This window comes from Bradyrhizobium oligotrophicum, from assembly GCF_051168495.1.
Classification (GTDB): Bacteria; Pseudomonadota; Alphaproteobacteria; order Rhizobiales; family Xanthobacteraceae; genus Bradyrhizobium; species Bradyrhizobium oligotrophicum_A.
The window spans coordinates 203,903-228,710 of sequence record NZ_JBNPVB010000002.1 but is presented as its reverse complement, the minus strand read 5'-3'; the positions used below and the strand labels follow the sequence as shown (position 1 = coordinate 228,710).

Below are 24,808 nucleotides of genomic sequence, written 5' to 3'. Positions count from 1 at the left end.
TGGTCCGCAAATCACGATGGAGGCGGGCGATGACGACGGATCTCGAAGGCAAGGTGGCGGCCGTCACCGGCGCAGCTTCCGGCATCGGGCTTGCCAGCAGCGAGGCAATGCTGGCCGCGGGCGCGCGCGTCGTCATGATCGATCGCGACGCCGCGGCATTGGCCGCTCTCCGCGACAGGCACGGCGCGGCGGCGATTCCCGTGGTCATCGACCTGCTCGATGCCCAGGACTGCGCCACCGTGCTGCCGCGCGTGCTCGACGCGGCCGGCCGGCTCGACATTTTCCATGCCAATGCCGGCAGCTATCTCGGTGGCGACCTGATCGAGAGCAGCGGCGAGGCAATCGACCGCATGCTGACCCTCAACGTCAACGTCGTCATGAAGAACGTGCGCGACGTGTTGCCGCACATGATCGCGCGTGGGGCGGGCGACATCATCGTCACCAGCTCGCTGGCGGCGCATTTCCCGACGCCGTGGGAGCCGGTCTATGCCTCGTCGAAATGGGCAATCGACTGCTTCGTGCAGACGACGCGGCGCCAGGTGTTCAAGCACGGCATCCGCATGGGGGCGATCTCGCCCGGCCCCGTCGTCACCGCGCTGATCGCCGACTGGCCTGCGGAGAAGCTGAAGGAGGCCCGCGAGTCCGGCAGCCTGCTCGAGCCGTCCGAGGTCGCCAACGTCGTCATGTTCATGCTGACCCGCCCGCGCGGCATGACCATCCGCGACGTCGTGATGCTGCCGACCAATTTCGATCTGTAGGAAAGCAACATGTCGTCATGAGTTGGAATCAGCCCGAAGTCATCGCTGCCCGTCGGGAGATCCTTCAGGCTGCGAGGGAAATCCTGTCGGGGGCTGTGTCTCCGATCGAGGGCGCGCGAATCATCGCAAGGCTGCGTTTCGCCGCGCGGCTCGAGACCGACGCCGACATCCTCGCTTTTGTGGGAATCGAGTCCGAAACGGACGCGCTCCCGATCGGCGGCGGGCGCGCGCACTGGCAGGCGCAGGCGCTGATCGACCTGCAGGAGCCGATCGATGACCTGCAACGCTCGGCGCGCGACGTTGGAAGCAGCCGTTGCCGCAACCTGTTGGCGCGCGCGGACAGCCTGCTGCAATGGCCGCCCTGAGGTGGGTCCACTTGCGGATCGGATTTTGTGACGCCCGCCTCTTCTGTCAGTCAGGCTATCTCACTCCGGCACCGGCACGTCGAACGTGTTCAGCGTGACCGACACCATGCAATAGATGCCGATCAGGTAGGACAGCTCGGCGGCGCCATGGGCGCCGAACTGCGCCACGGCGGCCTTGTAGGTCAGCTCCGGCAGCACGCCGCCATTGACCAGCGCCGAGGCGAAGTCGTAGGCGACGGCCTCCTCCTTGGTGAGGTCCACCGGCCGCTGGCCCGCGACGATGGTGGCGAGCTTGTCGTCGGACAGGCCGCGCTGCTCGGCGACCAGCACATGCGCATAGAGTTCATAGGCCGAGCGGAAATGCGCGCCGGTGACCAGAATCGCGACCTCGCGCACCGCCGCCGGCAGCGACGGCTGGTTGGCGATCGCCTTCACCAGCTCCCACACCGGCTTGCCGAATTTCGGCTCGCGCAGCCACGGATTCCACGGTCCGAGCAGCGCGCCGTCGTCGCGGATGTTGATGAAGCCCTTGAAGCTCGCCTGAATGCCCTGCTTCATGTCGGCATAAAGCGGCTTCTGCTCGTCGCTCAACGCGTCCGGGCTGAGAATCGGGAGGCGCATGATCGATGTTCTCCTGTTGCGGTGCATCAAGGATAGGGACCCAGCGCAGCAGGGCAAGTACCGGACCGGTCACGATCAGGGCCGTTTCGACCTCGTTGATGAACTTTTGGGCAGATCGGGCTGTAGTGGCCGCGTGCAGTGGACGATGAGAGTCGACGCTGCTCCGCGATTGCCCTGATCGCGCCGAGCATGCGCCGACGATTGAGGCCGCTCGCGGGCCGGATCGACCAACACGGCAGGACCGTCGGCCGCGACGCACGATCCCGACGGTCGACCCGCGTCTCGGTCACGCGGCACGTCCACTCGCTTTCGGATACAGTGGATCCGAGCGGTCGCGCGGCAGCTCCAGGTCTGGATGAGATCCGACAGTGCGCCGGGCATGCGCATGACGTTCGCCGGATTGGTAGTTCGGAAGAACGCGATCGATCGAGACCATGAGGCGATCTTACAGGACGTCGCCCACCCGAGCGCGAGCGGCCTGCGGAACGGCCACGTCCAGGAGGCGTCCGCGACGCACCCGCGCTGCGCGACTTCGCATGCCCGCCATGCCGAAGCCGCTCGTCGTTGCAGTTTTCTGCAGGACTTCTGCTTGCGCCGCGGGGCAAATCGCTCCACACTTGCCGGCACCGCGCGAACATCGACGATGTCGTGCGCCACTTCAAATGACACCCTGCGCTGGTTCGAAATTTCTCCATCCATCCGTGTTGGACAGCTGAACCTCGGTCGCCTGGATCGAGGAGGTCAACCACCGGATACTTTTATGTTCGTTTCACCCTGAATGGGCCTTCGGGCCCTTCGCAACCAAAGATTTAGACTAAGGATTTTTCCCGTTATCGTCGGTTCGACATCCGGCGGTGACCGCAGAGGCAGCAGAGGTCGAACCGGGCTCGCCCGGATGGCTCCGAACATGGACCGCAACTGAAGCCCGAGAGGTCGCTCCTCTCGGGTGCGGCGAATATGACGGGCCGACAACCTCAGCCGTCGGATTTCAACCGCCCGGGCACGCTGCTCGGGACAATTAGAGGTGCAGGGGCAATGCTTGCGACGTATGGGGCCAAGATCAACACGGTGCTGAATGCCGTCGGCCTTCAGCTCGTCCGTCGGTCGACGCTGGATCGATTGATCTCCGAGCGGGATCGCGACGCATCCCCCACCGCCGTCGCGGCACCTCCCGAGCCCGTGGAGCTCGCCCCCGTGGAGCTCGATGGCGCGCTGCGCTTCAATGAGGCGTCACATAATTTCAGAAAGGTTCCGCGGAACGGTGAGCCGGTCGAGGCTGTCCCGGTCTGGTATCTGCAGAACCTGCAGCGTGAGAGCCTTGCCCTGCGCGATGCCACGGCCGAACTGGTCAGCCTGCGGCTCCAGCTTGCAAACGCAGCCGGTTCTCCAACGTCATCTTCGCCCGGGCCGGCGACGGCACCGCCGCAAGACGGGCTCTACACCCCGGTCTACGATCATTGGGGGCTGCGGACCGACCCGGCCATCGTGCACAACCACGACTTCATGCGCGACCAGCGCTTCGTTACGGCCTATGAGCGTGGCGCGATCGCCGAGGGCTATGATCCCAAATATTTCTGGCGCACTCACGTCGCCCTCTGGTGCGCCAGCGTCGCGCGGGCCTTGGGTGGCGACTTCGTCGAGTGCGGTGTCTGCCGCGGGATGCTGAGTTCGTCGATCATGACCTATCTCGACTGGAACAACATCGACCGGCGGTTTTTCCTGTTCGATACCTTTACCGGCCTCGACGAGACCCAGTTGACCGAGGAAGAGGTCGGCTCCGGAAATCTCGCCAATTTTCGCGAGATGTACAAGGAAGACATCTATGAGAGGGTCGTAAAAAACTTCGCCGAGTTCAAGAACGTCGAGATCGTTCGTGGCAGCGTCCCCTCGTCTCTCTCCAATGCTGCGGTCGGCGACGTCGCCTATCTCTCGATCGATATGAACAATGCCACGCCTGAAATCGCGGCCGTGAACTACTTCTGGGACAAGCTGCAGCCCGGCGCCCCGATCCTTCTCGACGACTATGGCTTCGTCCGCTACGAAATCCAGAAACGGGCCTTCGATGCATGGGCAGCGCAGCGCGGTGTCGAGATCCTGGCACTGCCGACCGGGCAGGGCTTGATCCTCAAACCGCCCGGCTAGGATCGGCAGCAAGTTCCGGCTCGTTGCTATCTTGCTATTTCGTCAGGCCGAGATGATTTCGACCGGATCTTGATCGGCCTGGCCTTCGGATGTGATGACATCCTTGCGCGAAACCTCGCGCCGTCTCCTCGCTCCTGAGGCGACGACTGATGCGCTGCCTTGCGCGTCGAGGCATTTCGAGCGGAGCGGCTCGCGTGTCCGTCGTCTTCACGGGCGCGGGCGACGTGCGGGTGCGTGGCGATTCCGGGTGTTGCAGAAACTCGCCTGGTCGGCATCGCGGCCACGCCCCTTGATTTGCGGGGCGCAGAGACCAGAACAATGCTGAAGCTCGATCATCTCACGGTCATCGCGCCGAGCCTCGCTGAGGGCGTGGCGCATGTCCGTCATTGCATCGGTCTCGATGTCCCGTTCGGGCAGCGCCATGCCTATATGGGGACTCACAATCATCTGCTGCAGCTCGGCGATTCGGTCTATCTGGAGATCGTGGCCGTCGATCCCGCGGCGGCAGCGCCGCGGCGGGCGCGCTGGTTCGGTCTGGATGACCATGAGCGGGTGAGGGCGGATTGGGACGAGGGACACCGCCTGCGCGGCTGGGTCGCAAGGACCGATGCGATCGATCAGGTGATGGCCGGGCATCCCGACGTGTTCGGCGAGAAACTCGCATTGCCCGACCGCGATCCGGTCTTCGATTTCACCGTTCCGAACGACGGCTCGCTGCCGCGCGACGGCGCAGCCCCCTCCCTCATCGACCGGCGCGGCCGGCCGCGTGCGATGGCGGGCATCGCCGATCTCGGCGCGCGCTTGCGGTCGTTCACGCTCGAACATCCGGACCCCGGGGCGCTGCAAACTTTCTATCGCGCGCTCCCGGTGGATCGTCCGCCCGAGATCAGGCCCGGGCCGCGGTTGCGCTATCGCGCGCAGATCGAAACACCGGCCGGCTTGAAGGAGCTGACGTGACCGGCAGCGATGTCACCGTTCCGGCTCGCCATCGCACCCAGAGCGATCGCATTTTTGAGAGAATGGAGCAATCGCGACACGGACGCCTGCTCATGAGTTGCTCCGTCATGGCCGGGCTTGTCCCGGCCATCCACGTCGTCCTACGCCCGTGGAATGAAGTGGATGCCCGGGCCTTCGCCGCGCCGAAGCGCTTCGGCCGCGCAGGCGAGACAAGCCCGGCCATGACGGCGTGAAACAGACGAGCGCGATACGTAGAGCGCCATATGCGATCCCCCGCCATCGCACCGTGGTTTTCGACGTGGGATTTGATCCAGCTGGCCTGCTCGATGTGACGCCAGAGGCGCGCTAACTAAGCCGGCCTGCGCTGCTCCGCGATCGCCCTGATCGCGCCGAGCATGCGCCGGCGAATGAGGCCGCTCGCGGGCCGGATCACGAGCCAGTACGGCAGGAACCTCAAGTAGGACATGCGGTCGGGACAATAGACCCGCGTCTCGGTGATCAGTCGTGTGAGCTCGCCCTCCGGCTCCGCCATGAAGCCGAGCACCAGCTTCGGCGTGCGCGGCGCGTTGAAGGCGATGAACGCCTCCGGGCTCGCGATGGGCACGAGCCCGAAATCGTTGCGCCAGAACTGCCCGATCAGCCCGCCGACCATGGCGCCGTCGCCGTCGCGGCCGAGCGGCGCAAAGCTCTTCAGGCCGAACGGCTGCGGCGCCGCATGCCGCCCCGGCGCCAGCCGATGCATCAGCCGCGCCGGCATCTGGCGTAGCGTCATCGCGATGTCGGAGAAGCGGTCGCGCGGCGGCTCCCAGCTCTGGATGAGGTCGAGCAGTTCGCCGGGCGGGCAACGCACCCGCGTCTCGTGGCGTTCTGAGAATTGATAGTTCGGCAGAAAGCGGTTGAGCAGGCACATGAGGCGATCTTACAGCATGTAGCCTGCATGTGCGTCAGCGATATGCGGGTGTCGCTGACCCGATCCGGGCTACGGGCCAGATCAGGTCATCCACCTTGATCCGTGGCACGCGGGCGACTGTCTTGAGCGTGGCGGCGTATATTGCGGCCTTGGTCAGACGCTCACATGCGCCGCGCTCGTCATCTTGGAAGCGCTTCCGTGGCACTGGTCATTCGTCGTCAGACCAGGTCGTCAATACGGAGCTTCAGCACGTCGGCGAGCTTCTTGAGCGTCGCGGCCGTGCCCGGCTTGTTGCCCGCCTCGATCTCGGAAATGACGCCCTGCGCGACGCCCGACGCTTTGGACAATGCGCCTTGCGTCAGACCACGCTTCTTCCGCCAGAAGCCCAACGGGATCGGGGCGGCCAACAGCTCCTTTGCTTCGTCGCTGGTCAGGGTTTCCAGTTCGCCGCGCTCGATCGCCAGCCGGGAGCGCTCGGCGAGCGCGCTGTCATGCGCGTCTTCGGCGGCCTCCACCAGGCGCTCATAATCGGCGGCCGCCATGATCACCATGTCATCGCCGCTCGGGCTCTTGATGCGCTGTACCTTCATCGTCCCGTCTCTCAATCGTAGATGCCGCCGCGAGGGCCGACGCCATGAATGGTGATGGTATCTGCCGTTTCCGTGAAGACTATCCGGAAGTCGCCGACCCGCAACCGATAGTCGGGGCGGCCCTTCAGCTTCTTGACATTGTTGGCCTGCGCGGCCGGGTCTCTTGCATAGGCGTCGATCTTCGACATGATCAAGGCCTTGCGGTTTGAATGCTTCCGCAAGTCTCGGATGGCATCGACGCTGAAAATGACCTGTTTCACGGGCGGTGCAATACCGTAACCCTTCCGCCGCAATCAATCCCATTTCAGATATATATTATCTCCTATTTGGAGATCTCATGCAAACCCATACCTTCCTGCGATAAGTGACTACCGCTCGATTTCGATGAAGTAGGTACGGCGGCTCGCCACGAAACCAGAAGGCAATACTTTGGTGTTCAACAGGTAGGTTGGTGAAATTCGTTATCACAGTCATATCTTTCCTTCGCAAAATCAGAATCTCGCATCCTGATGTATACGTCAAAACGAAAATGATAACCTGGGGCACATGGGTGCTTAAGAGAGCATAAAAAAGGGGGCCGGACTGTTCTGCGAAGAAAGGTCGGCCCTTGATCACCACCCCATGGTCTCGACGAAGGCATCACGTGCACAGGTTGGGAGTCTCGTCAATCTCGCTGCCGGTGGTTTCGGCTTTCGAGCTTCTGACCCGCGATAACGCCCCCGCATGCTGTCACGCACGCGAACATGATATCCGCCAGTTTCTTCACAAGAAAGTCGGCTAGAGGGATATGAAACCACGCATCGAGCCCGGCCAAAGCGCCGGCCAACAAAGCGCTAACTAGGAAAATGGTGCTGAATAGACGCAGCACTCTTTGGAAGTCAGACACGACGCTCTCCCATGAGTTGGAGAAAGCGTAGGGCGGACACCCTAACAAAAAGGTTAATGCGCGTTAGGGATTGTGGCGGGGAGAAAATACCAAACATGTCGGCTCCGACAGTTTGGCCTCTTTCGCAGGGGTGTGGTCTTGAATTGTCAAGGCACATCGAACCCCGGCTTCGAGAAGCCAGTAGTTTGAAGTGCTTGACGGCGCTTGTCCCCTCAAAACCGTAAGCGGATGAAAGTCTTAGTGTCGGGACACCTTTCCGCGAACCTCGCGGCGGCGAGTCTAGACAAGCTGGGCCACAGCGTGTGGCCTGATGATTATGTATTGGCCTGTTCCTCTCCGCAAGAGGTTTAACCGAAAATCCCGGCCTAGGCGGCCGGTGTCGTCTCAATGGGCGCCAGGATCTGGCGGCTGTAAGGTAGGAGGGTTGGGCAGAAGACGCCAACCGGACGTCCGTGGATTACGGTGACGGTGCTGGACTGCACCAAACAAAGCCGCTCCGCCGTCTGCATCCCAGCTCTGCTAAGACTGCCCGTCGTGCCACTCTGCCGCACTCATTCCCCTTGCACCGTCGGGCAAATCACCTTCACATTTCCGCCCGTCCCGCGCTCATCGAAGAGGGGCGCTTCGCGAATCGTCACGAGCGTTGGGTGTGGGATGCGATGGCCGGATTGAAGTTGCAGCTACGCATTCGCGGGCGGACGAACGACTTCGATGCGGACGATGAAATCGTGTGGTCCTGGCCTCCCGACGCTGAGGCCAAGCTCGCTGGTGTGCGTCACGCGCATCGCGGGTGATGGGGGCAAACAAGCCGGTCCCCAGGGAGAGCGCGTATAATTCGTAAGCCCATCGCGCAGGGAGGGCCGGGTGTGTTCGGCCAGACCTGTGGTACCTGCCGCCTGCATTTTTTTTCGCAGGCGGGCCACGGGCGCGGCCAGCGCCCGGCCTTCCCTGCGCCCTCTATCGAAGAGGGCGGTGCTCACCGTAAAGCTCGGACGCAAAACGCGCCGCGAGGACGCGGGTCCATGACCTCCAACTCGCATGCACCGTGATCCCAATCCTCTGCACGAGAACGCCGGGAACCTTCGGCTGCGCAGGATTTTGATTCGGCCGCGACCACCCGGCGCGGGTAACACGTATCAAAGCCTCATCCGATGGGCTTCCCGTGCCTCATCACGTCAAGGACATTCTCAGCATGACAACCATTGCAGACCAGATCGTCGACACGCTCGAAATGGCCGGCGTCAAGCGCATCTACGGCGTCGTCGGCGACAGCCTCAACGGCCTCACCGAATCGCTGCGCGTCCGCAAGACGATCGACTGGGTCCATGTCCGCCACGAGGAGGTGGCGGCGTTCGCGGCGTCGGGCGAGTCGCAGGTCACGGGCCGACTTGCGGTGTGCGCCGGCTCCTGCGGGCCCGGCAATCTGCATCTCATCAACGGCCTCTACGACGCGCAGCGCAGCCGCACGCCGGTGCTGGCGATCGCGGCGCAGATCCCGTCGGCCGAGATCGGCGGCGGCTATTTTCAGGAGACGCATCCGCAGAATCTGTTCCGCGAATGCAGCGTGTATTGCGAGCTGGTCTCCGATCCCGCGCAGATGCCGTTCGTGCTGGAGAACGCGATCCGTGCCGCGACCGGCGAGGGCGGCGTGGCCGTGATCGTCATTCCCGGCGACGTCGCGCTGAAGCCGGCGCCCAAGCGCGCGCCGTCGCCGGCGATCGGCCTGCTGCCGCCGAAGCCGCTGGTGCGGCCGGCCGAGCCGGAGCTCGACGCGCTGGCGGCGTTTCTCAACAGAGCAAGCCGCGTCACGTTGTTCTGCGGCCGCGGTTGCGCCGGCGCCCATGCCGAGCTGATGCAGCTTGCCGAGACCCTGCAGAGCCCGATCGTGCACGCGCTCGGCGGCAAGGAACATGTCGAATACGACAATCCCTACGACGTCGGTCTCACCGGCTTCATCGGCTTCTCGTCGGGCTATCACGCCATGCATAGCTGCGACGCGCTGCTGATGCTCGGGACTGATTTTCCCTACAAGCAGTTCATCCCCTCCGACGTTGCGATTGCGCAGGTGGACATCCGGCCGAGCCAGCTCGGCCGCCGCGCGCGGCTCGATGTCGGCGTGGTCGGCGATGTCGGCGAGACCCTGCGCGCGCTGTTGCCGAGGCTGACGGCGAAAACCGATCGAAGCCATCTCGACGACAGTCTGGCGCGCTATGTGTCGGCCCGCAAAGGCCTCGACGATCTCGCCGTCGGCACGCCCGGCCGCCTCCCGATCCATCCGCAATATCTGACGCGCGTCATCAGCGATATGGCCGCGGCCGATGCGGTGTTCACCTTCGACGTCGGCACGCCGACGATCTGGGCCGCGCGCTACCTCGCGATGAACGGACGCCGTCGCCTGATCGGCTCGCTGGTGCACGGTTCGATGGCCAATGCGATGGCGCAGGCGATCGGCATCCAGGCGGCGCAAGCCGGACGGCAGGTGATCTCGCTGTCGGGCGACGGCGGCTTTGCGATGCTGATGGGCGATCTGATCACCCTGACGCAGGAGAAGCTGCCGGTGAAGGTCGTGATCTACAACAACGGCACGCTCGGCTTCGTCGCGCTGGAGATGAAGGCCTCCGGCTTCGTCGAGCACGGCACCGATCTGGAGAATCCGGATTTCGCCGCCATGGCCCGCGCGATGGGTCTCCATGCCCGCCGCGTCGAGGATCCCGGCGAACTGCCGGGCGCCGTCGCCGACTGGCTCGCGCATGACGGCCCCGCCGTGCTCGATGTCGTTACCGCCAAGCAGGAGCTGTCGATGCCGCCGACCATCGCGCTCGAACAGGTCAAGGGCTTCAGCGTCTGGCTGATCCGCGCCGTCATGAGCGGCCGCGGCGACGAGGTGATCGACCTGGCAAAGGAGAATCTGCTGCCGCGGTGAGGCGAGGTGCTGAGCTGCGATGACAGCGCGGAGCCGACACTGGAGGCCATGTTGCATCTGGGGCGCACAGCTGGCGCCACGACGACGCTGCACCTCTCCCGCTTGCGGGTGGGGGAAGTCTCTCCACACCAAGAGTTTCGCTTGGAGCTGCCCCCACCCCAACCCTCCCCCGCGAGCGGAGGAGGGGGCGCATAGCCGGTTTGGCGGGCGTCTCGACTCAAACTCGCGGTGACGCCATCGCCCCTCATGGTGAGGAGCGCCGCGCCCTGGTCGAGGCGGTTAGTCGCGATACCAGAGGCGGCGCGTCTCGAACCATGAGGCCGAGATGGTGAAGGCAAGCTGGGGGAAATTGAATGGTGCTGCCGGACAGGATTGAACTGTCGACCTCTCCCTTACCAAGGGAGTGCTCTACCACTGAGCTACGGCAGCAAAGGGACTCGGCGGTGGCGGGCCCGAAGGCCGCGACCGAACGCGGGCGGTTCTTGCCACAAGGTCCCCGCCTGCGCAAGCGCGGCTCGTCCGGTTTTCGGGGAAAGACGGCAGGCAGATCCATCGAAACGGATCCAAAGACCTCCGAATCGGACCGAATCGCCCGTTCACAGCGGATTCTCGCGGGTTTGTCGCCGGAGGCGGCAGATGACGGCGACCGCCGCGGCAACTCCCCATCCGGGCAGGCGACGTCGCGCGGCGCGGAACCTAGCGTCTGCGTCGCCAATGCCTCTTGGCTTTCGCACCCGTGGCCCCAATTGTGCGTCTGGTATGGGATGACCGGGAGACGGGGATGGCGGATCAGACCGGCAAGGCGGCGCCTAAGGGCTCGCGGGAGCAGCGGCTGAAGCTGGCGCTGCGCGAGAACCTGAAGCGGCGCAAGGCGCAGAGCCGCGGGCGCAGCCAGGCGGTGGCCGCCACGGAGGCCGGCTCGGACGAGGCCGCGGCGTGCGGTCCCGAGGAATCGAAGCGTTGAGCAGATGGGAAGCGGGGACAGTGATGGCGAATGACGGGATGGCGGATGCGACGGCACAACGGGCGGAGCTAGCGAAGATGCTGCCGCGCTTCGAACAGACTTTTCCGGACCTGACGCCGCAGGAGATCGCGCGCCTGCGCGGCTTCGGCGAGATTCGCAGCTACCACGACGGCGAGCTGTTGTTCGAGACCGGCAAGCCCGGCCCCGGCATGTTCGTGATCCTCAAGGGCCATGTCGCCATCACCCAGCGCGACGGCCTCGGCCATGTCACCCCGGTGATCGACCAGGGGCCGGGCCAGTTCGTGGCCGAGATCGCCCAGCTCTCGGGCCGCGCTGCGCTGGTCGACGGCCACGCCGAGGGCGATGTCGAGGTGATCCTGATTCCCCCGGAGCGGTTGCGGGCACTCCTGATCGCCGAGGCCGAACTCGGCGAGCGCATCATGCGGGCGCTGATCCTGCGCCGGGTCAATCTGATCCAGGGCGGCGCCAGCGGCCCGGTCATCATCGGCCCGCCGCAATCGGCGGCGATCGCGCGGCTGCAGAGCTTCCTCACCCGCAACGGCTTTCCGCACCATCTGCTCGATCCCGCCACGGATCATGACGCCGCCGAGCTGATCGCGCGCTATTCGCCGACGCCGGCCGATCTGCCGCTGGTCGTCCTGTCCGACGGCAGTGTGCTGCGCAATCCGGGCGAGACCGAAATCGCGCGCGCGATCGGCATGATCGGCGGGCCGCGCGGCGAGAAGATCTACGATGTGGCGATCGTCGGCTGCGGGCCGGCGGGGCTCGCCACCGCGGTGTATGGCGCCTCCGAAGGTCTGTCGGTGGCGGTGCTGGATTCGCGCGCCTTCGGCGGCCAGGCCGGCGCCAGCGCCCGCATCGAGAACTATTTCGGTTTCCCCACCGGCATCTCGGGTCTGGCCCTGACCGCGCGCGCCTTCAACCAGGCGCAGAAATTCGGCGCCGACATCATGATTCCCGTGTCGGTGTCGGCGCTCGACTGCGAGCGCAAGAACGGCGCCTTCGTGCTGGCGCTCGACGGCGGCGACGAGGTGCGGGCGCGATCGGTCGTGGTCGCGAGCGGCGCGCGCTACCGCCGCCCCGGTCTCGACCGGCTCAAGGAGTTCGAGGGCCGCGGCGTCTGGTACTGGGCCTCGCCGATCGAGGCGCGGCTGTGCGCGGGGCAGGAGGTGGCGCTCGTCGGCGGCGGCAATTCCGCCGGCCAGGCCGCGGTGTTTCTGTCCGGGCATGTGAAGAAGGTGCGGATGATCGTCCGCGGCGGCGGGCTCGCCGCATCGATGTCGCGCTATCTGATCGAGCGCATCGAGGCGACGCCGAACATCGAGCTGTTGTTCAACACCGAGGTGGTCGCGCTCGATGGCGGCGCCGACACCGGGCTCGAGCAGATCACCCTGAAGAGCCGGCTGTCCGGCGAGCAGACGCCGGCCGAGATCCGCAATCTCTTTCTGTTCGTCGGCGCCGATCCGGCGACCGCCTGGCTCGGCGATTGCGGCGTCACGCTCGATCGCGCCGGCTTCGTCGTCACCGGCGCGCAGTCGGAGCAGAATGCCGGGCGGATGGTGTCGCCGCTGGAGACCTCGGTGCCCGGCGTCTATGCGGTCGGCGACGTCAGGTCGGGCTCGGTCAAGCGCGTCGGCGGCGCCATCGGCGAGGGCGCCCAGGTGGTCGCCGCGCTGCATGGGTTCTTGGCCGATGCGCTGGTGCCGCCCGTCTGATTCGCGGCCGCTGCCGCGACGGGCTGCATCGCCGTGGGATGATTCCCAGGGCGATGCGACCTGCCGTTGCGAACCCATCAAATCGCCGTAATGTCGGTCCTGTTGCGCCAACCTCACTCCGATTTCCCGGCCAGCTCCACAGGATCAGCATGGATCGCATTCGCATCGTCGGCGGCACCCCGCTTCACGGCATCATCCCGATTTCGGGCGCGAAGAACGCTGCCCTGCCGCTGATGATCGCGGGCCTTTTGACGCCGGAGACGCTGATCCTGGACAACGTGCCGCGGCTGGCCGACGTCGCGCAGCTGCAGCGCATTCTCGGCAATCACGGCGTCGACATCATGGCCGTCGGCAAGCGCCCGGGCGATGGCCAATACCAGGGCCAGACCCTGCAGATCTCCGCGGCAAACATCATCGACACCACTGCGCCCTACGAGCTGGTGTCGCGGATGCGCGCCAGCTTCTGGGTGATCGCGCCGCTGCTCGCGCGCATGCACGAGGCGCGGGTGTCGCTGCCCGGCGGCTGCGCCATCGGCACGCGTCCGGTCGATCTCCTGATCATGGCGCTGGAGAAGCTCGGCGCCAGCATCGACATCGACGCCGGCTATGTCGTCGCCAAGGCGCCCGGCGGCCTGCGCGGCGGTCGAATCGAGTTTCCGAAGGTCACCGTCGGCGGCACCCATGTCGCGGTCATGGCGGCGAGCCTCGCCAAGGGCACGACGATCATTGCCAACGCGGCCTGTGAGCCTGAGATCACCGATCTCGCCGACTGCCTCAACAAGATGGGCGCACGCATCACCGGCGCCGGCACCCCTGTCATCGAGATCGAGGGCGTGGCGTCTCTGCATGGTGCGCGGCATACCGTGCTGCCCGACCGCATCGAGGCCGGCACCTATGCGATCGCGGCCGCCATGACCGGCGGCGACGTCCAGCTCGCGGGCGCGCGGCCGGAGCTGCTGCAGTCGGCGCTCGACGTGCTGGCCGAGGCAGGTGCGGAGATCAGCAGCGACGCCGAGGGCATCCGCGTCGTCCGCAATGGCCACGGCATCCGCCCGGTGCAGGTCACGACCGCGCCGTTTCCCGGGTTTCCGACCGACCTGCAGGCGCAACTGATGGCGCTGATGGTCCGCGCGCAGGGCGCATCCGCAATTACCGAGACCATCTTCGAGAACCGCTTCATGCACGTGCAGGAGCTCGCCCGCTTCGGCGCGCGGATCAGCCTCGATGGCGAGACCGCGCGGATCGAGGGCATCTCCACCCTGCGCGGCGCGCCCGTCATGGCGACCGACCTACGCGCCTCGGTGTCGCTGGTGATTGCGGGCCTTGCTGCGGAAGGCGAAACCATGATCAATCGCGTCTACCATCTCGATCGCGGCTTCGAACGGCTGGAGGACAAGCTGAAGGCCTGCGGCGCCACGATCGAGCGCATCCGCGAGTGAGGGCGCAGCCCAAGGGAATGATGCCGTGACCGACCGGCTGAAACTGATCGCGCTCGATGCCGACGACCTCGCCGTCATCTCCGCCCATGTGCAGGACGCGCGGGTGCAGGCGGCCGACATCATCTGGCGCCAGGCCGAGAAGCGGCTGGTGATCGGCATGAACCGGCTCGACTGGAATCAGGCGCTGCATGGCGAGAGCGAGCCGCGCCGTCTTTTGGCGGCGCTGCGCTTCGACCGGGTGCTGGCCTGCAAGTCGCGCCGGATCGACCTCGACGCGCCCCAGACCGTGCTGGAGCTGATCGGCATCGAATTCCATGCCGGCGCCGAGCCGCCGGCGGGTAGCGCGCTGCTGCTGTTCTCTCACGGCGGCGCGCTGCGGCTGGATCTCGAATGCCTGGAATGCGAGCTGACCGATCTCGGCGAGGACGATCTCGGCACCAGCGACATCGACGACGTCCCGCCGCTGACCGGGTAGGCGCGGGTTCTGAGGGTTGACGGCCCCGCGCTGCCGCGCCATTGAGCAGGAGGTCGGGGGCCAGCCACCCCTTCGGAAAGTGCCAGAGATGTCCATTCGCCTGTCCCGTGCCAGCACCGATTTCGACGCCCAGTTTCGGCAGTTTCTCGCCGCCAAGCGCGAGACCTCCGCCGACGTCGAAGCCGCCGCGCGCGCGATCGTCGACGACGTCGCCAAGCGCGGCGATGCGGCGCTGCTCGAGGCGACGCGCAAGTTCGACCGGCTGGAGCTGACCGCATCGTCGCTTCGCGTCACGGCCGCCGAGATCGAGGCCGCAGTGAAGGCCTGTGATGCCGCGACCGTGGATGCGCTGAAATTCGCCCGCGACCGCATCGAGGCGTTTCATCTCAAGCAGCTGCCGGTCGACCAGCGCTTCACCGATGCCGCCGGCGTCGAGCTCGGCTGGCGCTGGAGCGCGATCGAATCCGCCGGTCTCTACGTGCCCGGCGGCACCGCGGCCTACCCGTCCTCGGTGCTGATGAATGCCATTCCCGCCAAGGTCGCCGGCGTCGGACGCCTCGTGATGGTGGTGCCGGCGCCGGACGGCAGGCTCAACCCGCTGGTGCTGGCGGCCGCCTATCTCGGCGGCGTCTCCGAGATTTACCGCGTCGGCGGCGCCCAGGCGATCGCGGCGCTCGCGCATGGCACCGCGACGATCGCGCCCGTCGTCAAGATCGTCGGTCCCGGCAATGCCTATGTCGCCGCGGCCAAGCGGCTGGTGTTCGGCAAGGTCGGCATCGACATGATCGCCGGGCCCTCCGAGGTGCTGGTCATCGCCGACGACAGCGGCAATGCCGACTGGATCGCTGCCGATCTGCTCGCCCAGGCCGAGCACGATGCCAGCGCGCAATCGATCCTGATCACCGACAGCCGCCGCCTCGCGGACGACGTCGCCCGCGCCGTCGAGGGCCAGCTCAAGACCTTGCCGCGGGCGCAGATCGCCGCAGCGTCCTGGGCCGATTTCGGCGCCATCATCGAGGTCGACGATCTCGATCAGGCGGTGCCGCTGGCGGACGCCATCGCCGCCGAGCATCTGGAGATCATGACCGCCGACCCGGACGCGTTCGCGGCCCGGGTGCGCAATGCCGGTGCCATCTTCCTCGGCGCGCACACGCCGGAGGCAATCGGCGACTATGTCGGCGGCTCCAATCACGTGCTGCCGACCGCGCGCTCGGCGCGGTTCTCCTCGGGCCTCGGCGTGCTGGACTTCATGAAGCGCACGTCGCTGTTGAAATGCGGTCCGGAGCAGTTGCGCGCGCTGGGACCAGCGGCGATGACTCTGGGCAAGGCCGAGGGTCTCGACGCCCATTCACGCTCCGTGGGAATACGCCTCAATCTGCCATGACCCAGCACCCGCCAGGCGACGACCGGACCAATCGCATCGTGGCGGTGACGCTCGACGAGGAGTCGATCGGCCGCTCTGGTCCGGACATCGAGCATGAGCGGGCGATCGCGATCTACGACCTCGTCGAGGAGAACCTGTTCGCACCCGAAGGTGCCGACGGCCAGGGCCCCTTCACCCTGCATCTCGGCATCACCGCCAACCGGCTGATGTTCGACATCCGCCGCGAGGACGGCACGCCGGTGGTGACGCATCTGTTGTCGCTGTCGCCGTTCCGGCGGATCGTGAAGGACTATTTCATGATCTGCGACAGCTATTACAACGCGATCCGCACCGCGACGCCCGACAAGATCGAGGCGATCGACATGGGCCGCCGCGGCATCCATGACGAGGGCTCGCGCACGTTGCAGGAGCGGCTGAAGGGCAAGGTGCGGGTCGATTTCGAGACCTCGCGCCGGCTTTTCACGCTCATCACCGTGCTGCACTGGAAGGGCGAGGGCCAGTGACGCCGCGGGCCTGCGATCGCGCCGTGCCGACCGCCGCCGAGGGCGCGTAGGCATATGGCCGATCTGCCGCCGCGCGCCCGCCAGCCGCAGGCGGTGCTGTTCGCCTGCGGCCAGAACAGCGTGCGCTCGCCGATGGCCGAGAGCCTGCTGCGCCAGATGTTTCCGAAAGGCCTCTACGTCCGTTCCGCCGGCGTCAAGAAGGGCGAGCTCGATCCGTTCGCAGTGTCCGCGATGGCCGAGCTCGGCCAGGACATCTCGCAGCACAAGCCGACCACCTTCGAGGAGCTCGAGGACTGGGAGGGGTTGAATTTCGACCTCATCATCACCCTCTCGCCCGAGGCGCACCACAAGGCCCTGGAGCTGACCCGCACCATCGCCGCCGATGTGGAATACTGGCCGACGCCCGATCCGACCGGCGCCGACGGCAACCGCGAGCAGAAGCTCGCCGCCTATCGCGAGGTCTGCGACGGCCTGTTCACGCGGATCCGCAAGCGCTTCGGCAAGCCGGGCCCCGCCGGCCTGTAGGAGCCTGGTTCCCGCACGGGTGTCATCGAACCGAAATACCAACGTCGTCCGCCGCTCAAACTGGCGCCGTACAGCAAGCCTGTCGCAGCCTTGTCGCACCCGGCGGGTTGTGGAATGGCAGCCCTTCCGATAGGTTCCGCGCGCCCGCCCCACAGCTTTCGAATCCCTCAGCGAAATCAGCATGCTCGGCCGTCCCAAAATCGTTCTTGCATCCGGTTCGCCGCGGCGGCTGGCGCTGCTCAACCAGGCCGGCATCGAGCCCGACGCGCTGCGCCCGGCCGATGTCGACGAGACGCCGAAGCGCGGCGAGCTGCCGCGCGCCTGCGCCAACCGTTTGGCGCGCATCAAGGCCGATGCCGCGCTGAAATCGGTCCAGCTCGACGACGAACTGCGCGGCTCCTTCATCATCTCCGCCGACACGGTGGTCGCCGTCGGCCGCCGTATCCTGCCGAAGGCCAACCTGGTCGACGAGGCCTCGCAGTGCCTGCGCCTGCTGTCCGGCCGCAACCACCGGGTCTACACCGCGATCACCCTGGTGACGCCGAAGGAGGCGTTCCGCCAGCGCCTGGTCGAGACCCGCGTCCGCTTCAAGCGGCTCAGCGAGGACGACATCCAGGCCTATATCGGCTCCGGCGAATGGCGCGGGAAGGCCGGCGGCTACGCCGTCCAGGGCATCGCCGGCTCGTTCGTGGTCAAGATGGTCGGCTCCTACACCAACGTCGTCGGCCTGCCGCTCTACGAGACCACGACGCTGCTCGCCGGCGAGGGGTTCCCGATCCGCTTCGGCTGGCTCAACACCGTCGGCGTCTGACCATTCGCGTACGGGGGTGCATCCGCGCGTCCGGCCCATTAAATAGCCGCCGATGTCCGACGAATCGCCCAGCCGGAGCGCCCCCGCTTCGAAATCCGCCAAGCCCATCCGCCGCTGCCCGATCTGCAGCCGGCCCGCGGCCGAGGCCGTTCGCCCGTTCTGCTCGCCGCGCTGCCGCGACGTCGACCTGCACCGCTGGCTGAGCGGCTCCTATGTCATCCCGGCCACCGAGGGCGACGAGGACGACGTCGAATAGCCCCGTTTCTTCATGGCTTTGCCCTTGCGGCATCCACCGCCGCAGGCGGGCCTGCGCCGCTGCTGCGCGACTGCAAAAGGAATGTGAAAACTTCGCCTCAGGGCGGTAGACAGCGCCGGCCGGTCCCACTATAACCCGCCGGCTCGCCGGGCTTTTCCGCCCGCAAGAGACCTGCCCAGGTAGCTCAGTTGGTAGAGCATGCGACTGAAAATCGCAGTGTCGGTGGTTCGATTCCGCCCCTGGGCACCACGCTTCGCCCTGCGGGCTACGCGTGGCGCAGCCGCGCAGTAGCCCGCAGGGCGAAGCGTGCCCGGCGTAGCCTCTTGGCGAAGCCGGGCGTTTGAGCCCGCCAAGTGCCAGCTTGAGCCGCGCTCTCTGATCTCCGATCAACCCTGTCAAACAGCCTGCCGCGCATCGCAGCTCGCGCCCACGCCGCCGCGATCCCGCAGGCTGATCGCCCCGAGCTCTGCTGCCGATGGCGTCCTCATCGATTGAGAGGGCGCAGGGAAGGCCGAGTGCCGACTGGCACCCGCGGCCCCCGTGCGAAAGATAAGCACGGGGAAGGAACCACAGGCTCAGCCGGAAACAACCCGGCCTTCCCTGCGCGATGGTTTGAACGGCTGCTCCGCGCTCTCCCAGGGGACCGGGCTTGCTTGCCCCCGTCATCGGCATCGTCGCCGACCAAGACACCAGCGTCGGGGTGTCGGGACCACACGGCTTGACCGTCCGCACGACGACGTTCGTCCGCACCCCCAATGAGATGCTGCGTCGCCCCACGGCCACCACTCCCCGCCGCAACGTCCCGTGACGATCGCGATACGCCCCTCTCAGTGCGGGCGGGATGGCGCGAAATGTGGAGCTGATTTGCCCGACGGTGCAAGGGGAATCAGCACGACGGGCAGTTTGTGCAGGGCTGAGATGCTCTGGCCGATGACATGTGAGTTGGCAGAAATAGCGCGAGCAACTCAGAGACATCGCCATCGTTTGACGTATGTATCATTAGATGATACATACGTCAGCATGATCAGAAGCTTCCGGGACAGGATCACCGAGGCTGTCTTCGACGGTGAGAACCCGAAGGGCTTTCCGTCCGATCTGCTGAAAGTGGCCCGCCGGAAGTTGCGCTACCTCAACGCTGCGGCAGATCTTGGCGACTTGCGATCGCCGCCCGGCAACCGGTTGGAGGCGCTGATGGGCGATCGCCAGGGGCAGCATTCGATCCGCATCAACGATCAATTCCGGGTATGCTTTACCTGGACGGTGGACGGCCCAGCGAACGTCGAGATCGTGGACTATCACTGAAAGGCGCTGCAATGACCAAGAAGTTGAAGCCGATGCATCCCGGTGAAGTTCTGCGCGAGGAGTTTCTCACTCCGCTCGGAATGTCTGCCGGCGCGCTCGCCAAGGTGTGCGGCCTGCCGCGGACACGGATCGAGCGGATCGCGAGCGAGCAGACCGGCATCACCGCAGACACCGCGCTCCGGCTCGCCAAGGCGCTCGATACGACGCCCGAACTCTGGCTCAACCTGCAGACGGACTACGACGTTCAGATCGCGAAGCGCAGCATCGGCAAGACGCTCGACCGGATCGAGACGGTGAACAAGCCGCGGGCGGCGTGACCGGGCCGCGGGCGCCGAGCAGTCGCGCATGGCGGCCCGGAGTTTTGTGCGTCACCGCAACTTCCACGAGATGAGGACACCGCGTGGTGGCCGCCGGTATCAGTTCTCGGTGGCGAACCTGCTGCGGAGGCTTGAGGTAGTCTGACCGTCAGAGTGCCTTGACCAATTCGCCCCATGCTGGGCGCCACAGGCGGGATTCGTCGACTACCAGGACATGCTGCACGCCGTGCCGCCGTGCGATCTCATTCACCATCGAAATGGCTCGTTCAATCGGCGGGTCATTTGGAAATGTTGAGCCCATGGACGGAAGCCCGGAGGCCACGATGCGTCCGTTGACGGACCCGTCTTCCGCTTGGAGCACGCCCAACGTGAGAGGTGACTGCGGGCCTTTCCCCTCTGTCCAATCGATCAGTGTAACCACAGGCCAATCCATTCCCGCTGTTTGCTGCTGCAACAGATATGTTGCCCCCCCCCCCGAGAGTTTCAAGGGTAGGACAGGCTACGGAGGCGCCGGGTGGTGCAGTCTGGGACTTCCATCGTTCATTCGCTGAGCCTGTCGTCCAGGCCGCCCTCGTGGCGAGGTATGCGGGGGAAGTCGCTTTGAAGCTCCCACGCCGTAGCCTTCGTAATTTGAACCACTTAAATGTGGTGGAAGGGTCGAACCTATATTAGTTCTGCGTGGCGTAGGAACTCTTCGACTACAACGCGGAGGCCCGTCTCAAGCTTGTCAATGTCGGAGGGCTGCGCGGTGAAGTAGCGACCGTGCGCGGACATGTGTCCCACTGTTTTCAGCTTGGGCAGCGCGGACTTGGCGTTGCGGCTGAGTGCGAATTTTGGCTCATTTAGCGCTCGATCAATCAATGCTGTCAGTTGGAAGTAATCGTCATTGGCATCTTTGATTTTTGCGGCAATCCCTTTCTTCTCGAAAGCTTCGATAATTGCAATTTCGATCAAGCGCCTCATCATCACCGCGCAGGCGTCCAGCCATCCCTCTCTTCGGCACCCGTTCATCTGCTTAGCAATCGTGGTCAAATAGCCTCGATTAGCCTTGGCGATCAATGCGAACGGGAATAGCTCATTACCTGGTGGCTTTGCCTCCGTAGTACCAACCCACTTGGTGCGCAACAAATGCGACAGCTCGCGGAAAGCATCCAACCTGTCGGATGATTTGGTGTCGGGGCTGAAGCACGTATCTATTAGCTCCGCTAGATCGGATGTGTCATCAACCGAATGACGTGATAGCGCTGCGAGCTGTATCGTGGCATCACTTCGAAGGCTGGCAAATTTGTTGCCATAAAAGTTGTCACCTTTGAGACTATTTCGATGTCGGCGAGCGGTCTTGGCGACATTCAGTGCATCCTTGGCCAGCTTCTCAAGCGATGCGCTCGGCGAAGCCGTCTCGTTATTGGTAGTCTTCTGCTTCACCCTCTCTCGCTTGGCCATCGAAGTCGGCTTCAATAATTTGAGTATGCGAAGGTTTTCTTGCTGCCCGACCCGCCAGTCTTCTGTCGCCGAAGCACTTTCTCTTTGCAGAGGGCCTGGAGAGGGCCACTAAGCGAGGTGCGTGGAATATGGTGCCCTCGGTTTTCTAGTTCGTCCTTCACCTCCCCCATCGTCTTCTGCTTCTTGAAGAACGCATCCTCCACCATCTCCAGAATATAGGCTTTTGGACCGGTGGCCGCCTTGGCTCCCTTTGAGGTGGGACGATGCCCTGTGCGAGGCGCCTGCGTCCGCCTTGACGAAGGAGTTGATGAGCCCCCTCCAGCCAGCAACTCATCCAGCACTTTCTGAAAAGCGATCCGCTTTAGCTCCGGGTCTTTGACGCCTGCCACGGCCTTTTCAGCCTGTGCAACTAAGGCCGCAAAATCTGGTGCTCCGCTCACGGCAACTCGCTCCGACAATCGCAATACGTGCATCAGTAGGAACGTGCGCCTGATTCGCAAGCGACTGCGCCCGTGTACTCTCGATGTTCACAGGCGCCTGCCTGAGGGGAGTGATCTTAGGTGCGTGACGTTACAGGTAAACATTTGCGCCGTTCCGCTAGAAATTCACTAGATATTTCAATGGTAAGATTGTCGGAAAGCGCAATCCGCGCCTGGGCACCACGGTTCGCCCGGGCTACGCGTGGCGCGGCCGAGCCCGGTTCCTTGACCCGCAAAGCGGTGAAGCGTGCCCGAGCATAGCCTCTTGGCGAAGCCGGGCGTTTGAGGCCCCCTTTGCTCGCCATTGAGTTGCGCTTGGATCTCCAATCAACCCTGTCAAACAGCCTGCCGCTCTTCGCAGCCTTGTCCACGCCGCCTTCTATGAGTTCAGTTCAGTGCGCTACAGTCACCAGGATTACCGTGACGGTGCACGAAATATCCTGCTGGGCTTTATGCACTTCAATTTGGAATCCGCCCGTCGCCGCGCGCAGGATGGCGCATGGCTCGCCTTGCCCGTGTCGTCATCCCCGGCCTGCCGCACCACGTCACCCAGCATGGCAATGGCTGTGCGCGGACGTTCTTCGGCGATGACGATTATGCGCTCTATCGCGACCTGCTCGCGACCCATTGCCGGGCGGCTGATGTCGCCGTGTGGGCGTGGTGCCTGATGCCGAACCACGTGCATCTGATCCTGGTGCCGTCGGACGCCGATGGCCTGCGACGTGCGCTGTCGCGCGTGCATCGCACCTACGCCGGCGTTGTCCAGGCGCGCCGCAAGCGCAGCGGCCATTTCTGGCAGGGGCGGTTCGGCGCCGTGGCGATGGACGAGGCGCATCTCGCCGCGGCGTTGCGCTATGTCAGCCTTAACCCGGTGCGGGCGCGGCTGGTCACGCGCACCCAGAACTGGGCGTGGTCGAGCATGCGCGCGCATCTGCGCGGCCGCGACGATGGCGTGACCGCGCGCGAGCCGGTGAAAGCGATGGTCCCGGACATCGCGGGGCTCCTGGGCGGCGGGCTGGACGACGAGGAGGCTCTGCTGGCCCGCCTTCGCGCCGCCGAGAGCATCGGCCGGCCGATCGGCAGCGATCGTTTCCTGAGCCGCATCGAGAAGATGACCGGTCGCGTGCTCAAGCCGGGCAAGCGCGGGCCGGAGCCGGCCGAGGGGATGAGCGGGAGCGGACTTGGCAAGCTGGCTCTGCGGAGCTTTATGCACCGTAACGATTGAGGTATATGGAACATTCTCCGCGTGTTTCGTGCACTGCGACCCAGTCTCGCGCGTCGAGAAGAAAGCCATGGTTGGTTCCTCTCCAAAGATCCCATTCGACGAATACTGCGCGATGCTGCTGGAGTTCGTCGAAATGCCGGAGGCGCGTGAGCGGCTTGCGGCCTGGGACGCTGCGGAAGAGCGCTATTTTGAGAAGGGCGGTGAATCCGACTCGCCCTATGAAGATGATGACGACGTCTATGATGCGCGATCACGCTTTCAGCATGTAGGCTTTCTCGTCTTGAAGCGCCATGGCTGGGGTGCCCGTCAGGATATGACGGGCGATAAGACTTCGCAGGCCGTCGCATTCTGTGGCCTTGGCGAGATGCTGCTCAGAGGGCGGCTGCCGGGTTGGGCGGAGGATGCTCCAGCGCCGAATCATCGTGACAAGGCGGAGGTCCGCTCCTTCGTGAAGCAATTCATGCTGCGCTTTCCGAACAGTCGTAGCCGGTTTCCGATCGACTTCGGGGACGAGGGGGACATCGGACCCGAAACATGGTGGCCAATCCGATGCGGTGAGCGAGACTCGGACTGATCGCCAGCTTCCGCCTGCTCTCGAACTCGCGGCCTGCCGCCGGATTGTGGCGATAGTGCTGGACTGCACCCTCAATACGGTCAGACAGGCGCGACGCCGCGCCTGAGACTTTCAAATATCACCGGCAATTGCCTCTTTGCGTCATGAGGAACCGCAGCTACCATGATGACGATGGCGGAGGAGATGGCGCCGAAGCCGATGCGTTCCGGCGCGGCCGCTTGATCGCGGCTATCATGTATTTTTCACGTAACTATCTTTGCCGGAGGGACGAATATGCGTGCCCTCCCTCGAAAAAATCTCGGGAGGGATCGCTCCGTTCCAGGCCGTCCTTATGAACCTACGGCATTGTCACGGGTGCTCAGCTATCATTTATTCATCAATACTAATGGAGTAATGATGCGCCAACCCAGAGACTTTGATGCAGATCTAAAAGCGCTCGAAGACAAGGCGCGCGGACTAAAAACCCGCAAGTTGCGCCAGCTCGGCGAACTGGTCATAGCAACCGGAGCTGATGCACTCACCGTTGAAGAGCTGGCCGGTGCGCTGATCGTGCCGGCCGAGACGAAGGAGGCCGGAAGGAGGGAGGTATGGGCGAGACGCGGGGCTACGTTCTTTCAGAGCCGATCGCGGCGAACTGCTCCGGCAACTGACCGCGACGCTGGCGGCGCTCCGGCGCAACTGGGCGGCACGCAACCGGCATCAGGCCGCAAGGGCAAGATGTGATATGCGCACGTGGCAGGTCAAGCGCCGCAAGCGCACGCGGCATCTCATCGAACTCGGCGGTCTCGTCGTCAAAGCCGGGATCATCGAACTGACCAGTGACGATCGCGTCATCATCCTCGGCGCGCTGCTGTGGATGGCCGAAAAGCTCCAGAGTGACCAAAGCGAACAGGCCCGCGCGCTCAAGGTGACGTAACAGTCGCGACATCGCTCCGCACTGGCCTGCAAGGGCCAAATTCTATCAAATCGCCACCGCCATCGAGTGTCGGTATCGGTGGTTGCGCCGCAACCAACGACACTCCCGTAGCCTTCCAGGCTGCGGGAGTTTTCGTTTGAGCTCGAAAAATCTCGGGAGGCGCCGTCCCGATGACTTTCCAGCATTGCGCAGGTCGTCCAGCTTTCGATTCTCCGTCAACACGATGAAGATGAAGAGACGCAAATCGAGGCCCCCGGCGGCTGCACGACGTGAGCGTGGCTGGGCGATGCAGGATAGCTGCAGGGCT

The 24,808-nt window shown here is 64.8% G+C and carries 29 protein-coding genes and 2 tRNA genes; 23 read left to right on the top strand and 8 right to left on the bottom strand.

Going from position 1 to position 24,808, the window contains the following annotated elements:
- Nucleotides 1–29: 29 nt before the first annotated feature.
- Both ACQR1B_RS04575 and ACQR1B_RS04570 read left to right on the top strand, forming a co-directional pair.
- The gene (locus ACQR1B_RS04575) at nt 30–758 is read left to right on the top strand and encodes an SDR family oxidoreductase (RefSeq protein ID WP_434837270.1); all 729 of its coding nucleotides are present in this window, start codon (nt 30–32) and stop codon (nt 756–758) included.
- A 17-nt stretch (nt 759–775) separates the two neighbouring features.
- Nucleotides 776–1,123 carry a hypothetical protein gene (locus ACQR1B_RS04570; protein WP_434874959.1) on the top strand — a complete coding sequence of 116 codons (348 nt, stop codon included), beginning with the start codon at nt 776–778 and terminating at the stop codon, nt 1,121–1,123.
- A 60-nt stretch (nt 1,124–1,183) separates the two neighbouring features.
- Here ACQR1B_RS04570 and ACQR1B_RS04565 read toward each other — a convergent pair whose 3' ends face one another.
- Nucleotides 1,184–1,744, bottom strand: a complete 561-nt coding sequence (locus ACQR1B_RS04565) for a carboxymuconolactone decarboxylase family protein (RefSeq protein ID WP_434837272.1) — start codon at nt 1,742–1,744, stop codon at nt 1,184–1,186.
- A gap of 379 nt (nt 1,745–2,123) precedes the next feature.
- Between ACQR1B_RS04565 and ACQR1B_RS04560 the strand changes: the two genes are divergently transcribed.
- From ACQR1B_RS04560 to ACQR1B_RS04545, 4 genes are all read left to right on the top strand, one after another.
- Complete coding sequence (locus ACQR1B_RS04560; protein WP_434837273.1) at nt 2,124–2,522, top strand: hypothetical protein; 399 nt, start codon at nt 2,124–2,126, stop codon at nt 2,520–2,522.
- 257 nt (nt 2,523–2,779) lie between these two features.
- Nucleotides 2,780–3,886: a TylF/MycF/NovP-related O-methyltransferase gene (locus ACQR1B_RS04555; protein WP_434837274.1), complete on the top strand. Its 1,107-nt coding sequence runs from the start codon at nt 2,780–2,782 to the stop codon at nt 3,884–3,886.
- 318 nt (nt 3,887–4,204) lie between these two features.
- Nucleotides 4,205–4,843 (top strand): VOC family protein, encoded by a 639-nt coding sequence (locus tag ACQR1B_RS04550; protein WP_434837275.1) that lies wholly within the window; start codon nt 4,205–4,207, stop codon nt 4,841–4,843.
- Entirely contained in the window at nt 4,840–5,076 is a 237-nt protein-coding gene (locus tag ACQR1B_RS04545; protein WP_434837276.1) for a hypothetical protein, read from the top strand. Before ACQR1B_RS04550 ends, ACQR1B_RS04545 begins: the two co-directional genes overlap by 4 nt.
- Before the next feature lie 116 nt (nt 5,077–5,192).
- On the opposite strand, the gene ACQR1B_RS04540 is transcribed toward ACQR1B_RS04545, so the two are convergent.
- The 4 genes from ACQR1B_RS04540 to ACQR1B_RS04525 all read right to left on the bottom strand — a co-directional run bounded on the left by ACQR1B_RS04540 (nt 5,193) and on the right by ACQR1B_RS04525 (nt 7,229).
- Entirely contained in the window at nt 5,193–5,753 is a 561-nt protein-coding gene (locus ACQR1B_RS04540) for a hypothetical protein (protein ID WP_434837277.1), read from the bottom strand.
- A 218-nt stretch (nt 5,754–5,971) separates the two neighbouring features.
- A complete protein-coding gene (locus ACQR1B_RS04535) occupies nt 5,972–6,304 on the bottom strand; it encodes a helix-turn-helix domain-containing protein (RefSeq protein WP_434837278.1) in 333 nt (110 codons plus the stop codon).
- A 50-nt stretch (nt 6,305–6,354) separates the two neighbouring features.
- Nucleotides 6,355–6,603 (bottom strand): type II toxin-antitoxin system RelE family toxin, encoded by a 249-nt coding sequence (locus tag ACQR1B_RS04530; RefSeq protein WP_434837290.1) that lies wholly within the window; start codon nt 6,601–6,603, stop codon nt 6,355–6,357.
- A gap of 404 nt (nt 6,604–7,007) precedes the next feature.
- Complete coding sequence (locus ACQR1B_RS04525) at nt 7,008–7,229, bottom strand: hypothetical protein (RefSeq protein WP_434837279.1); 222 nt, start codon at nt 7,227–7,229, stop codon at nt 7,008–7,010.
- Between the two features lie 1,192 nt (nt 7,230–8,421).
- Here ACQR1B_RS04525 and poxB point away from each other — a divergent pair.
- On the top strand, nt 8,422–10,152 hold the full coding sequence (gene poxB, locus ACQR1B_RS04520) for a ubiquinone-dependent pyruvate dehydrogenase (protein WP_434837280.1): 1,731 nt from the start codon (nt 8,422–8,424) through the stop codon (nt 10,150–10,152).
- Nucleotides 10,153–10,506: 354 nt separating this feature from the next.
- Here poxB and ACQR1B_RS04515 read toward each other — a convergent pair.
- A tRNA-Thr gene (locus tag ACQR1B_RS04515) sits at nt 10,507–10,581 on the bottom strand.
- Nucleotides 10,582–10,933: 352 nt separating this feature from the next.
- On the opposite strand from ACQR1B_RS04515, the gene ACQR1B_RS04510 reads away from it, so the two are divergent.
- The 12 genes from ACQR1B_RS04510 to ACQR1B_RS04455 all read left to right on the top strand — a co-directional run bounded on the left by ACQR1B_RS04510 (nt 10,934) and on the right by ACQR1B_RS04455 (nt 19,864).
- Complete coding sequence (locus tag ACQR1B_RS04510; protein WP_434837281.1) at nt 10,934–11,116, top strand: hypothetical protein; 183 nt, start codon at nt 10,934–10,936, stop codon at nt 11,114–11,116.
- Between the two features lie 38 nt (nt 11,117–11,154).
- Nucleotides 11,155–12,852, top strand: coding sequence for an FAD-dependent oxidoreductase (locus ACQR1B_RS04505; RefSeq protein WP_434837291.1), 1,698 nt, complete (start codon nt 11,155–11,157; stop codon nt 12,850–12,852).
- Between the two features lie 149 nt (nt 12,853–13,001).
- Nucleotides 13,002–14,291, top strand: a complete 1,290-nt coding sequence (murA, locus tag ACQR1B_RS04500) for a UDP-N-acetylglucosamine 1-carboxyvinyltransferase (RefSeq protein ID WP_434837282.1) — start codon at nt 13,002–13,004, stop codon at nt 14,289–14,291.
- Between the two features lie 25 nt (nt 14,292–14,316).
- A complete protein-coding gene (locus tag ACQR1B_RS04495; RefSeq protein ID WP_434837283.1) occupies nt 14,317–14,766 on the top strand; it encodes a DUF2948 family protein in 450 nt (149 codons plus the stop codon).
- An 88-nt stretch (nt 14,767–14,854) separates the two neighbouring features.
- On the top strand, nt 14,855–16,150 hold the full coding sequence (gene hisD / locus ACQR1B_RS04490) for a histidinol dehydrogenase (RefSeq protein WP_434837284.1): 1,296 nt from the start codon (nt 14,855–14,857) through the stop codon (nt 16,148–16,150).
- Nucleotides 16,147–16,653: a UPF0262 family protein gene (locus ACQR1B_RS04485; RefSeq protein WP_434837285.1), complete on the top strand. Its 507-nt coding sequence runs from the start codon at nt 16,147–16,149 to the stop codon at nt 16,651–16,653. The genes hisD and ACQR1B_RS04485 overlap by 4 nt, the downstream gene beginning before the upstream one ends.
- 54 nt (nt 16,654–16,707) lie before the next feature.
- A complete protein-coding gene (locus tag ACQR1B_RS04480; protein ID WP_434837286.1) occupies nt 16,708–17,178 on the top strand; it encodes a low molecular weight phosphatase family protein in 471 nt (156 codons plus the stop codon).
- 181 nt (nt 17,179–17,359) lie between these two features.
- On the top strand, nt 17,360–17,989 hold the full coding sequence (locus tag ACQR1B_RS04475; RefSeq protein ID WP_434837287.1) for a Maf-like protein: 630 nt from the start codon (nt 17,360–17,362) through the stop codon (nt 17,987–17,989).
- A gap of 52 nt (nt 17,990–18,041) precedes the next feature.
- A complete protein-coding gene (yacG, locus tag ACQR1B_RS04470) occupies nt 18,042–18,245 on the top strand; it encodes a DNA gyrase inhibitor YacG (RefSeq protein ID WP_434837288.1) in 204 nt (67 codons plus the stop codon).
- 173 nt (nt 18,246–18,418) lie between these two features.
- Nucleotides 18,419–18,494 (top strand) — tRNA-Phe (locus ACQR1B_RS04465).
- Between the two features lie 771 nt (nt 18,495–19,265).
- Nucleotides 19,266–19,547: a type II toxin-antitoxin system RelE/ParE family toxin gene (locus ACQR1B_RS04460; protein WP_434837664.1), complete on the top strand. Its 282-nt coding sequence runs from the start codon at nt 19,266–19,268 to the stop codon at nt 19,545–19,547.
- 11 nt (nt 19,548–19,558) lie between these two features.
- Complete coding sequence (locus tag ACQR1B_RS04455; RefSeq protein WP_434837663.1) at nt 19,559–19,864, top strand: HigA family addiction module antitoxin; 306 nt, start codon at nt 19,559–19,561, stop codon at nt 19,862–19,864.
- Nucleotides 19,865–20,527: 663 nt separating this feature from the next.
- Here the strand turns inward: ACQR1B_RS04455 and ACQR1B_RS04450 are convergent.
- Together ACQR1B_RS04450 and ACQR1B_RS04445 are read right to left on the bottom strand one after the other, a co-directional pair.
- On the bottom strand, nt 20,528–21,307 hold the full coding sequence (locus ACQR1B_RS04450) for a hypothetical protein (RefSeq protein ID WP_434834062.1): 780 nt from the start codon (nt 21,305–21,307) through the stop codon (nt 20,528–20,530).
- Nucleotides 21,308–21,318: 11 nt separating this feature from the next.
- A complete protein-coding gene (locus tag ACQR1B_RS04445; RefSeq protein ID WP_434834063.1) occupies nt 21,319–21,747 on the bottom strand; it encodes a hypothetical protein in 429 nt (142 codons plus the stop codon).
- 538 nt (nt 21,748–22,285) lie between these two features.
- Here ACQR1B_RS04445 and ACQR1B_RS04440 point away from each other — a divergent pair.
- The 4 genes from ACQR1B_RS04440 to ACQR1B_RS04425 all read left to right on the top strand — a co-directional run bounded on the left by ACQR1B_RS04440 (nt 22,286) and on the right by ACQR1B_RS04425 (nt 24,501).
- The gene (locus tag ACQR1B_RS04440; RefSeq protein ID WP_434834064.1) at nt 22,286–23,011 is read left to right on the top strand and encodes a transposase; all 726 of its coding nucleotides are present in this window, start codon (nt 22,286–22,288) and stop codon (nt 23,009–23,011) included.
- Between the two features lie 67 nt (nt 23,012–23,078).
- Nucleotides 23,079–23,585, top strand: coding sequence for a hypothetical protein (locus ACQR1B_RS04435; RefSeq protein WP_434834065.1), 507 nt, complete (start codon nt 23,079–23,081; stop codon nt 23,583–23,585).
- Nucleotides 23,586–23,981: 396 nt separating this feature from the next.
- Complete coding sequence (locus ACQR1B_RS04430; protein WP_434834242.1) at nt 23,982–24,308, top strand: conjugal transfer protein TraD; 327 nt, start codon at nt 23,982–23,984, stop codon at nt 24,306–24,308.
- 1 nt (nt 24,309) lies between these two features.
- The gene (locus ACQR1B_RS04425) at nt 24,310–24,501 is read left to right on the top strand and encodes a conjugal transfer protein TraD (protein WP_434834066.1); all 192 of its coding nucleotides are present in this window, start codon (nt 24,310–24,312) and stop codon (nt 24,499–24,501) included.
- Nucleotides 24,502–24,808: the final 307 nt, after the last annotated feature.

What these genes read in the sequence shown, in the direction of transcription:
- hisD (WP_434837284.1), top strand. Translation starts at nt 14,855, where the DNA reads ATGTCCATTCGCCTGTCCCGTGCCAGCACCGATTTCGACGCCCAGTTT.
- ACQR1B_RS04435 (WP_434834065.1), top strand. Translation starts at nt 23,079, where the DNA reads ATGGTTGGTTCCTCTCCAAAGATCCCATTCGACGAATACTGCGCGATG.
- ACQR1B_RS04455 (WP_434837663.1), top strand. Translation starts at nt 19,559, where the DNA reads ATGACCAAGAAGTTGAAGCCGATGCATCCCGGTGAAGTTCTGCGCGAG.
- ACQR1B_RS04450 (WP_434834062.1), bottom strand. Translation starts at nt 21,307, where the DNA reads ATGGCCAAGCGAGAGAGGGTGAAGCAGAAGACTACCAATAACGAGACG.
- ACQR1B_RS04425 (WP_434834066.1), top strand. Translation starts at nt 24,310, where the DNA reads ATGCGCACGTGGCAGGTCAAGCGCCGCAAGCGCACGCGGCATCTCATC.
- ACQR1B_RS04570 (WP_434874959.1), top strand. Translation starts at nt 776, where the DNA reads ATGAGTTGGAATCAGCCCGAAGTCATCGCTGCCCGTCGGGAGATCCTT.
- ACQR1B_RS04480 (WP_434837286.1), top strand. Translation starts at nt 16,708, where the DNA reads ATGGCCGATCTGCCGCCGCGCGCCCGCCAGCCGCAGGCGGTGCTGTTC.
- ACQR1B_RS04430 (WP_434834242.1), top strand. Translation starts at nt 23,982, where the DNA reads ATGCGCCAACCCAGAGACTTTGATGCAGATCTAAAAGCGCTCGAAGAC.
- ACQR1B_RS04565 (WP_434837272.1), bottom strand. Translation starts at nt 1,744, where the DNA reads ATGCGCCTCCCGATTCTCAGCCCGGACGCGTTGAGCGACGAGCAGAAG.
- murA (WP_434837282.1), top strand. Translation starts at nt 13,002, where the DNA reads ATGGATCGCATTCGCATCGTCGGCGGCACCCCGCTTCACGGCATCATC.
- ACQR1B_RS04575 (WP_434837270.1), top strand. Translation starts at nt 30, where the DNA reads ATGACGACGGATCTCGAAGGCAAGGTGGCGGCCGTCACCGGCGCAGCT.
- yacG (WP_434837288.1), top strand. Translation starts at nt 18,042, where the DNA reads ATGTCCGACGAATCGCCCAGCCGGAGCGCCCCCGCTTCGAAATCCGCC.
- poxB (WP_434837280.1), top strand. Translation starts at nt 8,422, where the DNA reads ATGACAACCATTGCAGACCAGATCGTCGACACGCTCGAAATGGCCGGC.
- ACQR1B_RS04460 (WP_434837664.1), top strand. Translation starts at nt 19,266, where the DNA reads ATGATCAGAAGCTTCCGGGACAGGATCACCGAGGCTGTCTTCGACGGT.
- ACQR1B_RS04485 (WP_434837285.1), top strand. Translation starts at nt 16,147, where the DNA reads ATGACCCAGCACCCGCCAGGCGACGACCGGACCAATCGCATCGTGGCG.
- ACQR1B_RS04550 (WP_434837275.1), top strand. Translation starts at nt 4,205, where the DNA reads ATGCTGAAGCTCGATCATCTCACGGTCATCGCGCCGAGCCTCGCTGAG.
- ACQR1B_RS04475 (WP_434837287.1), top strand. Translation starts at nt 17,360, where the DNA reads ATGCTCGGCCGTCCCAAAATCGTTCTTGCATCCGGTTCGCCGCGGCGG.
- ACQR1B_RS04540 (WP_434837277.1), bottom strand. Translation starts at nt 5,753, where the DNA reads ATGTGCCTGCTCAACCGCTTTCTGCCGAACTATCAATTCTCAGAACGC.
- ACQR1B_RS04510 (WP_434837281.1), top strand. Translation starts at nt 10,934, where the DNA reads ATGGCGGATCAGACCGGCAAGGCGGCGCCTAAGGGCTCGCGGGAGCAG.
- ACQR1B_RS04560 (WP_434837273.1), top strand. Translation starts at nt 2,124, where the DNA reads ATGCGCATGACGTTCGCCGGATTGGTAGTTCGGAAGAACGCGATCGAT.
- ACQR1B_RS04555 (WP_434837274.1), top strand. Translation starts at nt 2,780, where the DNA reads ATGCTTGCGACGTATGGGGCCAAGATCAACACGGTGCTGAATGCCGTC.
- ACQR1B_RS04505 (WP_434837291.1), top strand. Translation starts at nt 11,155, where the DNA reads ATGGCGGATGCGACGGCACAACGGGCGGAGCTAGCGAAGATGCTGCCG.
- ACQR1B_RS04535 (WP_434837278.1), bottom strand. Translation starts at nt 6,304, where the DNA reads ATGGTGATCATGGCGGCCGCCGATTATGAGCGCCTGGTGGAGGCCGCC.
- ACQR1B_RS04440 (WP_434834064.1), top strand. Translation starts at nt 22,286, where the DNA reads ATGGCTCGCCTTGCCCGTGTCGTCATCCCCGGCCTGCCGCACCACGTC.